Origin of the sequence: Enterobacter sp. HMSC16D10 (genome assembly GCF_001807145.1) — a bacterium.
Classification (GTDB): Bacteria; Pseudomonadota; Gammaproteobacteria; order Enterobacterales; family Enterobacteriaceae; genus Enterobacter; species Enterobacter roggenkampii.
On the sequence record NZ_KV787888.1, the window covers coordinates 1 to 11,774 of the forward strand.

12 protein-coding genes and 2 pseudogenes are annotated in these 11,774 nt (G+C 60.5%); 5 read left to right on the top strand and 9 right to left on the bottom strand.

The annotated features are described in order from the left end of the window. The 3 genes from HMPREF3143_RS14885 to intI1 all read right to left on the bottom strand — a co-directional run. On the bottom strand, positions 1-2,047 hold a 2,047-nt coding region (locus HMPREF3143_RS14885), incomplete at its 3' end, for a Tn3 family transposase (protein ID WP_070533510.1). A 2-nt stretch (positions 2,048-2,049) separates the two neighbouring features. Further along, the gene (locus HMPREF3143_RS14890; protein WP_070533511.1) at positions 2,050-2,607 is read right to left on the bottom strand and encodes a recombinase family protein; all 558 of its coding nucleotides are present in this window, start codon (positions 2,605-2,607) and stop codon (positions 2,050-2,052) included. A 289-nt stretch (positions 2,608-2,896) separates the two neighbouring features. Then, positions 2,897-3,910, bottom strand: coding sequence for a class 1 integron integrase IntI1 (gene intI1 / locus HMPREF3143_RS14895; protein WP_000845039.1), 1,014 nt, complete (start codon positions 3,908-3,910; stop codon positions 2,897-2,899). A gap of 145 nt (positions 3,911-4,055) precedes the next feature. Between intI1 and aadB the strand changes: the two genes are divergently transcribed. From aadB to HMPREF3143_RS14920, 5 genes are all read left to right on the top strand, one after another. Next, a complete protein-coding gene (gene aadB / locus HMPREF3143_RS14900; protein ID WP_000381802.1) occupies positions 4,056-4,589 on the top strand; it encodes an aminoglycoside nucleotidyltransferase ANT(2'')-Ia in 534 nt (177 codons plus the stop codon). A gap of 100 nt (positions 4,590-4,689) precedes the next feature. After that, the gene (locus HMPREF3143_RS14905) at positions 4,690-5,244 is read left to right on the top strand and encodes an aminoglycoside 6'-N-acetyltransferase AAC(6')-33 (RefSeq protein WP_015059044.1); all 555 of its coding nucleotides are present in this window, start codon (positions 4,690-4,692) and stop codon (positions 5,242-5,244) included. A gap of 227 nt (positions 5,245-5,471) precedes the next feature. Continuing rightward, complete coding sequence (locus tag HMPREF3143_RS14910; RefSeq protein WP_000679427.1) at positions 5,472-5,819, top strand: quaternary ammonium compound efflux SMR transporter QacE delta 1; 348 nt, start codon at positions 5,472-5,474, stop codon at positions 5,817-5,819. After that, positions 5,813-6,652, top strand: coding sequence for a sulfonamide-resistant dihydropteroate synthase Sul1 (gene sul1, locus HMPREF3143_RS14915; RefSeq protein WP_000259031.1), 840 nt, complete (start codon positions 5,813-5,815; stop codon positions 6,650-6,652). The genes HMPREF3143_RS14910 and sul1 overlap by 7 nt, the downstream gene beginning before the upstream one ends. Positions 6,653-6,779: 127 nt before the next feature. Continuing rightward, positions 6,780-7,265, top strand: coding sequence for a GNAT family N-acetyltransferase (locus HMPREF3143_RS14920; RefSeq protein ID WP_311101303.1), 486 nt, complete (start codon positions 6,780-6,782; stop codon positions 7,263-7,265). Here the strand turns inward: HMPREF3143_RS14920 and HMPREF3143_RS14925 are convergent. From HMPREF3143_RS14925 to HMPREF3143_RS14950, 6 genes and pseudogenes are all read right to left on the bottom strand, one after another. Continuing rightward, on the bottom strand, positions 7,248-8,240 hold the full coding sequence (locus tag HMPREF3143_RS14925) for a TniB family NTP-binding protein (protein ID WP_001381192.1): 993 nt from the start codon (positions 8,238-8,240) through the stop codon (positions 7,248-7,250). The genes HMPREF3143_RS14920 and HMPREF3143_RS14925 overlap by 18 nt on opposite strands. Before the next feature lie 2 nt (positions 8,241-8,242). Further along, entirely contained in the window at positions 8,243-9,922 is a 1,680-nt protein-coding gene (locus HMPREF3143_RS14930; protein WP_000179844.1) for a Mu transposase C-terminal domain-containing protein, read from the bottom strand. A gap of 134 nt (positions 9,923-10,056) precedes the next feature. Next, positions 10,057-10,704: pseudogene (locus HMPREF3143_RS14935) on the bottom strand (EAL domain-containing protein); the annotation flags it as partial. Further along, the gene (merE, locus tag HMPREF3143_RS14940; protein WP_000993386.1) at positions 10,701-10,937 is read right to left on the bottom strand and encodes a broad-spectrum mercury transporter MerE; all 237 of its coding nucleotides are present in this window, start codon (positions 10,935-10,937) and stop codon (positions 10,701-10,703) included. The pseudogene HMPREF3143_RS14935 and the gene merE, both read right to left, overlap by 4 nt. Next, positions 10,934-11,296 carry a mercury resistance co-regulator MerD gene (gene merD, locus HMPREF3143_RS14945; protein WP_001277457.1) on the bottom strand — a complete coding sequence of 121 codons (363 nt, stop codon included), beginning with the start codon at positions 11,294-11,296 and terminating at the stop codon, positions 10,934-10,936. Before merD ends, merE begins: the two co-directional genes overlap by 4 nt. A 17-nt stretch (positions 11,297-11,313) precedes the next feature. Continuing rightward, positions 11,314-11,774 (bottom strand): annotated as a pseudogene (locus tag HMPREF3143_RS14950) (mercuric reductase); the annotation flags it as partial.

Here is an 11,774-nt window from a genome sequence, read left to right on the forward strand (position 1 = left end):
GGCCGTCCGACGATGACGTGGTGCCGTCACCCCAGTTGCCGGCGAAGGGTTGCCGAAACTGCGCATTCACCAGCTCGGCCAGCGCCGTCGAATAGGTTTCATCGCGGATGTGCCAGGCTTGCAGCCAGGACAGCTTGGCGTAGGTGGTGCCAGGGCAGGACTCGGCCATTTTGGTCAGACCCAGGTTGATCGCGTCGGCCAGGATCGTCGTCAACAGCAAGGTTTTGTCCTTGGCCGTGTCGCTGGTCTTCAGGTGTGTGAAGTGGCGGGTGAAGCCCGTCCATTCATCGACCTCCATCAGCAACTCGGTGATTTTGAGGTGCGGCAGCAGCATAGCTGTCTGGTCGATCATGGCTTGCGCGGCGTCTGGTACTGCCGCGTCCAGCGGCGTGATCTTCAGGCCTGACGCGGTGGTGATGATGGCATCCGGTAAGTCGTTGGCCGCAGCCATGCGGTTGACTGTGGCGAGTTGCGCCTCCAACAATTCCAACCGGTCATGCAGGTATTGGTCGCAGTCGGTGGCCACTGCCAGCGGCAATTCGCTGGCCAGCTTCAAAGTGGCGAACTTCTCGACCGGCACCAGGTATTCGTCGAAGTCCTTGAACTGGCGAGAACCCTGCACCCAGACATCACCGGAGCGCAGCGCGTTCTTCAGCTCCGACAGGGCGCATAACTCGTAGTAACGCCGGTCGATGCCGTCGTCGGTCAGAACCAGCTTTGCCCAGCGCGGCTTGATGAATGCGGTTGGCGCATCGGCGGGCACCTTGCGCGCGCTGTCGCTGTTCATGCCGCGCAGCATGTCGATGGCATCGAGCACACCCTTGGCGGCGGGCGCAGCCCGCAATTTGAGCACGCCCAGGAACTGCGGCGCGTAGCGGCGTAGCGTGGCATAGCTTTCACCGATGTGGTGCAGGAAATCAAAGTCGGCAGGCCGCGCCAATGTTTGCGCTTCGGTGACGCTGGCGGCGAAGGTGTCCCAGGGCATAACGGCCTCGATGGCGGCGAACGGATCGCTGCCGCTTTGCTTGGCCTCAATCAACGCTTGACCGATGCGCCCATACATCCGCACCTTGTCGTTGATCGCCTTGCCGGAAGCCTGGAACTGCTGCTGATGCTTGTTCTTGGCCGCGTTGAACAGCTTGCCGATGATGCGATCGTGAAGGTCGATGATTTCATCGGTGACGGTGGCCATGCCTTCGATGGCCAGCGCTACCAGCGTGGCATAGCGTCGTTGCACCTCGAACTTTGCCAGATCAGCAGGCGTCATCTGGCCACCTTCACGAGCGATTTTGAGCAGGCGGTTCTGGTGAACCTGCCGCTCGATGCCTGCGGGCAGATCAAGTGCTTGCCAGGATTTCAGGCGCTCAATATGTTCGAGCATGTGGCGAGAGTTCGGTTTGGCAGGCGACTGGCGCAGCCATGCCAGCCACGTCACTTTACTGCCGTCCTTGCGCTTGAGAAGTTCGTCCAGGCGCTGACGGTGGGGTGATAACAAAGAATCGGTCAGCGCCGCGTAAATGCGTCGGTTGGCACGGGTGATGGCCTCGGCGCTTGCGCGCTCGATGGCATTCATGGCGGGCAGGATAATGCTCTGCCGCCGCAGATTCTCGACAAGTGCGCTCGCCAGCACGATGCCTTTGTCGGTCTGCAAGGCCAGCTCGGTCAATGTATGCACGGCTTGCCGATAGTGGCTCATGGTGAAGGGCTTGAACCCAAAAACCGTTTGCAGCTCGACCAAGTGCTCCCGCCGTGTCTGTTCGCGCTGGCCGTACTCGCTCCAACTTTCCACTGGCATCTTGAGTTGCGCGGCCACCATGCGCAACAGGGGCGGAAACGGAGGCTCATCGACGCCCAAAAAGGTGCCAGGGAATCGCAAGTAGCAAAGCTGCACAGCGAAGCCCAATCGATTCGCGGCGCCGCGACGCTGACGGATCACCGACAGGTCGGTTTCGTTGAACGTGTAGTGCCGTATCAGTTCGTCTTTGGCATCTGGCAGTGCCAGCAGGCTTTCGCGCTCGGTGGCGGACAGGATTGAGCGGCGTGGCATGGTCAGTCTTCCCGCAGGTACTGGTACAAGGTTTCGCGGCTGATGCCGAAGTCACGGGCCACCAAGGTTTTTTGGTCGCCTGCCGCAACTCGCCGTTTCAACTCGGCAATTTGTTCGCTGTTCAGCGATTTCTTTCGTCCCCGGTAGGCACCGCGCTGCTTGGCCAGCACGATTCCCTCGCGCTGACGTTCGCGGATCAGGGCGCGCTCGAACTCAGCGAAGGCTCCCATGACCGACAGCATCAGATTGGCCATCGGTGAGTCCTCGCCGGTGAACTTCAGCCCTTCTTTGACGAACTCCATGCGCACGCCCCGTTGTGTCAGCCCTTGGACGATGCGGCGCAGGTCATCAAGGTTGCGTGCCAGCCTGTCCATGCTATGCACCACCACGGTGTCGCCCTCGCGGACGAAGGCCAGCAGCCTTTCCAGCTCGGGACGCTGGGGGTCCTTGCCAGAAGCCTTGTCGGTGAACACCCGCGCCACCTGAACACCCTCCAATTGCCGTTCCGGGTTCTGGTCGAAGCTGCTGACGCGGACATAGCCGATGCGTTGACCTTGCAAGATGCCTCCAAAGGCAAAAGTGTCAGGATGAAATCTATTACCTTTGACGGAATATGTCAATCAATAGGAAATTTAACTCTATTCTGATGTCGTTTTCAGAAGACGGCTGCACTGAACGTCAGAAGCCGACTGCACTATAGCAGCGGAGGGGTTGGATCCATCAGGCAACGACGGGCTGCTGCCGGCCATCAGCGGACGCAGGGAGGACTTTCCGCAACCGGCCGTTCGATGCGGCACCGATGGCCTTCGCGCAGGGGTAGTGAATCCGCCAGGATTGACTTGCGCTGCCCTACCTCTCACTAGTGAGGGGCGGCAGCGCATCAAGCGGTGAGCGCACTCCGGCACCGCCAACTTTCAGCACATGCGTGTAAATCATCGTCGTAGAGACGTCGGAATGGCCGAGCAGATCCTGCACGGTTCGAATGTCGTAACCGCTGCGGAGCAAGGCCGTCGCGAACGAGTGGCGGAGGGTGTGCGGTGTGGCGGGCTTCGTGATGCCTGCTTGTTCTACGGCACGTTTGAAGGCGCGCTGAAAGGTCTGGTCATACATGTGATGGCGACGCACGACACCGCTCCGTGGATCGGTCGAATGCGTGTGCTGCGCAAAAACCCAGAACCACGGCCAGGAATGCCCGGCGCGCGGATACTTCCGCTCAAGGGCGTCGGGAAGCGCAACGCCGCTGCGGCCCTCGGCCTGGTCCTTCAGCCACCATGCCCGTGCACGCGACAGCTGCTCGCGCAGGCTGGGTGCCAAGCTCTCGGGTAACATCAAGGCCCGATCCTTGGAGCCCTTGCCCTCCCGCACGATGATCGTGCCGTGATCGAAATCCAGATCCTTGACCCGCAGTTGCAAACCCTCACTGATCCGCATGCCCGTTCCATACAGAAGCTGGGCGAACAAACGATGCTCGCCTTCCAGAAAACCGAGGATGCGAACCACTTCATCCGGGGTCAGCACCACCGGCAAGCGCCGCGACGGCCGAGGTCTTCCGATCTCCTGAAGCCAGGGCAGATCCGTGCACAGCACCTTGCCGTAGAAGAACAGCAAGGCCGCCAATGCCTGACGATGCGTGGAGACCGAAACCTTGCGCTCGTTCGCCAGCCAGGACAGAAATGCCTCGACTTCGCTGCTGCCCAAGGTTGCCGGGTGACGCACACCGTGGAAACGGATGAAGGCACGAACCCAGTGGACATAAGCCTGTTCGGTTGGTAAGCTGTAATGCAAGTAGCGTATGCGCTCACGCAACTGGTCCAGAACCTTGACCGAACGCAGCGGTGGTAACGGCGCAGTGGCGGTTTTCATGGCTTGTTATGACTGTTTTTTTGTACAGTCTATGCCTCGGGCATCCAAGCAGCAAGCGCGTTACGCCGTGGGTCGATGTTTGATGTTATGGAGCAGCAACGATGTTACGCAGCAGGGCAGTCGCCCTAAAACAAAGTTAGGCCGCATGGACACAACGCAGGTCACATTGATACACAAAATTCTAGCTGCGGCAGATGAGCGAAATCTGCCGCTCTGGATCGGTGGGGGCTGGGCGATCGATGCACGGCTAGGGCGTGTAACACGCAAGCACGATGATATTGATCTGACGTTTCCCGGCGAGAGGCGCGGCGAGCTCGAGGCAATAGTTGAAATGCTCGGCGGGCGCGTCATGGAGGAGTTGGACTATGGATTCTTAGCGGAGATCGGGGATGAGTTACTTGACTGCGAACCTGCTTGGTGGGCAGACGAAGCGTATGAAATCGCGGAGGCTCCGCAGGGCTCGTGCCCAGAGGCGGCTGAGGGCGTCATCGCCGGGCGGCCAGTCCGTTGTAACAGCTGGGAGGCGATCATCTGGGATTACTTTTACTATGCCGATGAAGTACCACCAGTGGACTGGCCTACAAAGCACATAGAGTCCTACAGGCTCGCATGCACCTCACTCGGGGCGGAAAAGGTTGAGGTCTTGCGTGCCGCTTTCAGGTCGCGATATGCGGCCTAACAATTCGTCCAAGCCGACGCCGCTTCGCGGCGCGGCTTAATTCAGGCGTTAGGCTGACGCGCTTCGCGCGGAAGACTTTATGGCTACTCGGAGACTTTGAATGGCGTATGAGTTCTGCGAAATAGGTGAATCAAACGAATATATTATTCTGGCGGCTAGAATCTTAACGAAATCATTCCTAGATATCGGTAATAATTCCTGGCCTGACATGAAAAGTGCTACTAAAGAAGTTGAAGAATGCATTGAGAAGCCAAACATATGTCTTGGAATACATGAAAATGAAAAATTGCTTGGATGGATTGGCCTTAGGCCCATGTACAAATTAACATGGGAATTACATCCCTTGGTAATAAGTACTCAATATCAGAATAAAGGTATTGGAAGACTTTTAATAAATGAATTAGAAAAAAAAGCAAAGCAAATTGGAATAATTGGAATAGTATTGGGAACTGACGATGAATACTTTAAAACTTCATTATCAGCTGTTGATCTTTACGGCGAAAATATTCTTGATGAGATAAGGACTATTAAAAACATAAAAAATCATCCGTACGAATTCTATCAAAAATGTGGGTATTCCATTGTCGGAGTAATACCCGATGCAAATGGAAAAAGGAAGCCAGATATTTGGATGTGGAAGAAGATAAATGATTAGGGTAAAAATGACAGCCTAACAATCGCTTTCCCCTCGACAACCCGGCCTGTCACGCAATCTGCTAGTTTAATCCTTGTGGCAGATTGCGCGCCAGGCTCGGGTTGCGGGTGAAGCGTATGTTAGATGCACTAAGCACATAATTGCTCACAGCCAAACTATCAGGTCAAGTCTGCTTTTATTATTTTTAAGCGTGCATAATAAGCCCTACACAAATTGGGAGATATATCATGAAAGGCTGGCTTTTTCTTGTTATCGCAATAGTTGGCGAAGTAATCGCAACATCCGCATTAAAATCTAGCGAGGGCTTTACTAAGCTTGCCCCTTCCGCCGTTGTCATAATCGGTTATGGCATCGCATTTTATTTTCTTTCTCTGGTTCTGAAATCCATCCCTGTCGGTGTTGCTTATGCAGTCTGGTCGGGACTCGGCGTCGTCATAATTACAGCCATTGCCTGGTTGCTTCATGGGCAAAAGCTTGATGCGTGGGGCTTTGTAGGTATGGGGCTCATAATTGCTGCCTTTTTGCTCGCCCGATCCCCATCGTGGAAGTCGCTGCGGAGGCCGACGCCATGGTGACGGTGTTCGGCATTCTGAATCTCACCGAGGACTCCTTCTTCGATGAGAGCCGGCGGCTAGACCCCGCCGGCGCTGTCACCGCGGCGATCGAAATGCTGCGAGTCGGATCAGACGTCGTGGATGTCGGACCGGCCGCCAGCCATCCGGACGCGAGGCCTGTATCGCCGGCCGATGAGATCAGACGTATTGCGCCGCTCTTAGACGCCCTGTCCGATCAGATGCACCGTGTTTCAATCGACAGCTTCCAACCGGAAACCCAGCGCTATGCGCTCAAGCGCGGCGTGGGCTACCTGAACGATATCCAAGGATTTCCTGACCCTGCGCTCTATCCCGATATTGCTGAGGCGGACTGCAGGCTGGTGGTTATGCACTCAGCGCAGCGGGATGGCATCGCCACCCGCACCGGTCACCTTCGACCCGAAGACGCGCTCGACGAGATTGTGCGGTTCTTCGAGGCGCGGGTTTCCGCCTTGCGACGGAGCGGGGTCGCTGCCGACCGGCTCATCCTCGATCCGGGGATGGGATTTTTCTTGAGCCCCGCACCGGAAACATCGCTGCACGTGCTGTCGAACCTTCAAAAGCTGAAGTCGGCGTTGGGGCTTCCGCTATTGGTCTCGGTGTCGCGGAAATCCTTCTTGGGCGCCACCGTTGGCCTTCCTGTAAAGGATCTGGGTCCAGCGAGCCTTGCGGCGGAACTTCACGCGATCGGCAATGGCGCTGACTACGTCCGCACCCACGCGCCTGGAGATCTGCGAAGCGCAATCACCTTCTCGGAAACCCTCGCGAAATTTCGCAGTCGCGACGCCAGAGACCGAGGGTTAGATCATGCCTAGCATTCACCTTCCGGCCGCCCGCTAGCGGACCCTGGTCAGGTTCCGCGAAGGTGGGCGCAGACATGCTGGGCTCGTCAGGATCAAACTGCACTATGAGGCGGCGGTTCATACCGCGCCAGGGGAGCGAATGGACAGCGAGGAGCCTCCGAACGTTCGGGTCGCCTGCTCGGGTGATATCGACGAGGTTGTGCGGCTGATGCACGACGCTGCGGCGTGGATGTCCGCCAAGGGAACGCCCGCCTGGGACGTCGCGCGGATCGACCGGACATTCGCGGAGACCTTCGTCCTGAGATCCGAGCTCCTAGTCGCGAGTTGCAGCGACGGCATCGTCGGCTGTTGCACCTTGTCGGCCGAGGATCCCGAGTTCTGGCCCGACGCCCTCAAGGGGGAGGCCGCATATCTGCACAAGCTCGCGGTGCGACGGACACATGCGGGCCGGGGTGTCAGCTCCGCGCTGATCGAGGCTTGCCGCCATGCCGCGCGAACGCAGGGTGCGCCAAGCTGCGGCTCGACTGCCACCCGAACCTGCGTGGCCTATACGAGCGGCTCGGATTCACCCACGTCGACACTTTCAATCCCGGCTGGGATCCAACCTTCATCGCAGAACGCCTAGAACTCGAAATCTAACGTCCGTTCGGGCATCGAGGTCCATGTCGGGGTGGGACGGGCCCGTGGCTTCAAGATCACTTGCAGTCCGACCGCGATGTCTTGGTTGCGCGAGAGGTTGTCGACAGGCCATGCTGAGTGTGCGATGGTTGATCGCTTCCTCGCCGCTCTCCACGGCGACGATGGCCGCCGCCATCAGCAAGTGCGCCAGTTCCCCTATGGTGCCCTCGCTGCGTGTGAGCAGGTAGCGAGCCATGTCCAGCGTGGCAATTGGGGAAGGCCGGCGCAGCGGGAGCGAAGCGGCGAAGCTGGCCAGCAGTGAGCAGCAATCGTCGTTGGCCTCCCATACCGGCAGCATCATCGGCTCGAAGCGATTTTCCAACTGGTCATCGGAGCGGATGGCTAGGTAGGCGTCGCGCGTGCCTACCCCAACCAACGGGATGCGCAGTTCGTTGCCGAGGAAGCGCAGCAGGTTGAGGAATTCCCGGCGGTTGACGCTGTTGCCGGCCAGCACGTTGTGCAGCTCGTCGATCACCAGCATGCGCACGCCGACCTTGCGCAGCAGTGCCAGAGCCAGTTGCTCCATTTCCGGCAACCGTGGGCGTGGGCGCAGCGGCGCGCCCATCGCGGCGAGCAGCGCGACGTAGAAGCGGATCACGGACGGCTCGGACGGCATCTGCACGACCAACACCGGGATGTGCTCCTGGTCGGCGTCGGAGCTGGCCGGGTGGGTGCGGCGGAACTTCTCGACGATCATCGACTTGCCATTGTTGGTCGGGCCAACCAGCAGCAGGTTGGGCATGCGTTGCTTGTTTGGCCACGCATAAAGGGCTTCCAGCCGGTTCAGCGCCTCGACTGCGCGCGGATAGCCGATCCAGCGGTCGGCGCGAAGGCGCTGGATGCGCTCGTCCGCCGGAAGACGGGCCAAGCCCTGGGCCGCCGGCAGCAGGTGGGACAGGTCGATGATGGGATATTCGTCCACGGCTACCACTCCTCAATCTGGTCGAACGGTTTGGCGGGTGGCAAGTTGTCTGCCTGCGGGTCGGCAATATCCGTATCCGGCGGAACGGGCTTGTCCGGCCGAGCTGATGTCTTGAGGTGCTGGCGGCGATCCGCGTCACGCCGCGCCTTGCGTGTGGCCTTCTGCGCGCTGGTCACAATCTCACGCATCTGGCCGATCATGCGGAACAGCGCCGACTCATCCACCTGTTCGCGCCCTTGCTGCCGCAGTTTCGCCAGCGCCTGCCGTTGTTCCCAGAGGGTGACAGCCGGATGCGACAAGGTACGGTAGGGAATTTCCAGGTAATGCTGTCCCTCCGGTTCCAGGACCCAGATACGGCTGATGTCGCGCGGATCGCGCCGGATCAGAAAGGACGGCCAGCGTTCACGCCGCGCAATCCACGGCTTGAGCGCATCGGCGTAGTAGTGGATGTGGTCGATGACAAAGCCGGTGCGGGTCAGCGTGCGCCGGAGGATCGGCAGAAAATCGACCAGGAACGAAGTAGCGCGTGTGACGACGGCCGGTACGCCGACACGCGCCACGGCCTCGGCCCAGCGCGCGGCCGGCGGTTGGAGCAGGCCGTTGTGCACCGAACCGTGGTAGGTGCCGACCGCCAATGTGAGCCAGCGCTCTAGCTCGCGCAGCGTCAGGGCGGCCTTGTTTTCGGAATCGTAGTCGCCGCGCTGGTCAGGGTTGGAGAAGGTCGTTCCCGGCAGTTCGTCGTGAATCATCTGCATCGCCGTGCCGATGATCCGTTCCACGATGCCGCCATAGTGCGGCTGTCCCAGCGGGCGATAGTCCAGCCGGATGCCATGCTGCTCGCAACCCCGGCGCAGGGCCTCGCTCTTGAACTCGGCCGCGTTGTCTAGGTAGAGCAGCAAGGGCTTGCCGCTCATCTGCCAATCCATTTCCACGTTCAGTCCTTCCAGCCAAGGGCGCTTGTCGCAGGCGACATGCACGAGGCACAGGCCAACCGAAACGGCAGACGGCGCTTCCAGCGTGACGACCATGCCGAGCACGCAGCGGGTGAACACGTCGATGGCGAGGGTCAGGTACGGGCGGCCAATAGGTTGCCGGTCGCGGTCATCGACCACGATCAGGTCGATGACCGTATGGTCTATCTGCACCTGCTCCAGCGGCGCGGTCACGGCAGGAGGCTCGCCGCCCACACCTTGTAGGTCACGAGCGGCATCCTGGCCTTCCCGCCGGCGGATGACCTTGCGCGGGTCAAGGCTAGCGATCCGTAAGGCCACGGTATTGCGCGCCGGCACTCGCAGTTTTTGAGCCTTGCACACCTGAGTGACTTCGCGGTGAAAGGCCGCTAGGCTGCGCTTCTGCTTGGTCAGGAACCGCTTTTGCAGTAGCTCGTGGATGACGCGCTCGACCGGTTCCGGCAAGCGCCCCTTACCTTTACCTCCACCGGACTGGCCGGGCACCAGATCCGTCACGAGGCCGCTGCCTTGCCGGGCACGCCGGATCAGAACGTATACCTGGCGCCGAGACAAGCCCAGCGCCTGAGCCGCCATATCGGCCGCTTCGTGCCCGACCGTCTCCGACTGCGCCAACGGACTGATGATCTCCGCACGACGGCGCGCACGCTCCCAAGCCTCATCAGGCAGAGTGGCCACGCCTTGTTCTGGAATCCGTGGGGTGTCCGTCGCCATGCTCACCTCGCTTTGGTGCACACGAGTATTGAGCATAGTCGAGATTGGTGCAGATCACTTCTGATATTGAACTGTCAGGAGCTGGCTGCACAACAGCCATTACGCCCAATCAACTGGTGCAGTCGTCTTCTGAAAATGACATCCATGCCCAGCCCGTGCGCGAGCTGGATCACCGCCCGCACGATAGTTTGGTCACGGGCATCATCCGGGAGCCTGGCGACAAAGGATTGGTCGATTTTCAATGTGGTGATGGGGCAGCATTTCAGATGTTGCAGGCAGGAATAGCCGGTGCCGAAGTCGTCGGCGGCGAAGCGCACGCCGATGGCGCGCAAGGCGTCGAAACTGGCGAACAGGGCTGGATTGCCGAATGCGACCGATTCGGTCAGTTCGATCTCCAGAAGCTCGGCGGGCAGGGCCATATCGGCCAGCACCCGCTTTACCTCGTCGTCGAACGTTGGCCCAACCTGGCTGGCGGACACATTGATGGCAAGACGGAACGGTTGCCATGCCGGTCCTTGCCACTTGTGCATCTGGCGACAGGCCTCGCCCAGCACCCACGCGCCTATTTCCGGCATCAGGCCGAACGACTCGGCCAGCGGCAGGAACTGGCCGGGCGGCAACAGGCCAAGCCTCGGATGCCGCCAGCGCATCAACGCTTCCGCGCCAGCGATCCGGTGATCGCGCAGATCGACCAGCGGCTGGTAATGCAGGTCAAGCTGTCCGCGCGCCGCCGCCTGCGCCAACTCGGCCGCCGTCCATCCGGCGGGCTGCGAACTCGTCATGATCCGCCCCGGAAGGCGCGCAGCAGCCGCGTTACGGCCAGAACGAACAAGCCGGTCAGCGCGAGCGCGGCAACACCCCAATGCTCGCCAAGGAAGGCACCGGCGGTCGTCCCGGCCAGCACGGCGGCGAGAATCGGCAGATGGCAGGGGCAGGTCAACACGGCCAGCGCACCCCACAGGTAGCCGGAAACGGGTTGGCGCGTCTCGGGCGGCAGTTTGTCAGGGGCGTTCACGGCAATGCCTCCTCGTGCGCCCGCTCGGCTGGCATGGAGGCCAGTTGCGCGTCCAGATGGGCCAACGCCGCGCGCCGCCGCTCGACCAACTGGCGCAGCACGGCAAGCTGCGCTGCGGCTTGTGCGCCGTCCGCTGCGTCGAGCGCACGGCACAGCCGCGCCAGGGCATCCAGGCCGATACCCGCCTCGAAGGCCGCGCGCACGAAGCACAGCCGTTGCAAGGCCGCATCGTCGAACACGCCGTAGCCGCCCGTGGTGCAGGCCACCGGCCGTAACAAGCCGCGCACCAGGTAGTCGCGCACGATATGTACGCTCACCCCAACGTTATGGGCCAGTTGCGATACCGTGTAGGCGCTCATCGCACACCTCCTTGTCCTCACCCGGCGCAGCAGGAAAGCTGCTTCACATCCTTGTTGAAGGTCTGCGCCGCGAGCTTCAACCCTTCGACCATCGTCAGGTAGGGGAACAACTGGTCGGCCAGTTCCTGCACCGTCATCCGGTTGCGAATCGCCAGTGCGGCCGTCTGGATCAGTTCGCCCGCTTCCGGGGCCACTGCCTGCACGCCGATCAGTCGTCCGCTGCCTTCTTCAACCACCAGTTTGATGAAGCCGCGCGTGTCGAAGTTGGCGAGCGCGCGCGGCACGTTGTCCAGCGTTAGCGTGCGACTATCAGTTTTGATGCCGTCATGGTGCGCTTCCGCCTCGCTGTAGCCTACGGTCGCCACTTGCGGGTCGGTGAACACCACGGCCGGCATCGCGGTCAGGTTCAGGGCCGCGTCACCGCCGGTCATGTTGATCGCGGCGCGAGTGCCGGCCGCTGCCGCCACATAGACGAACT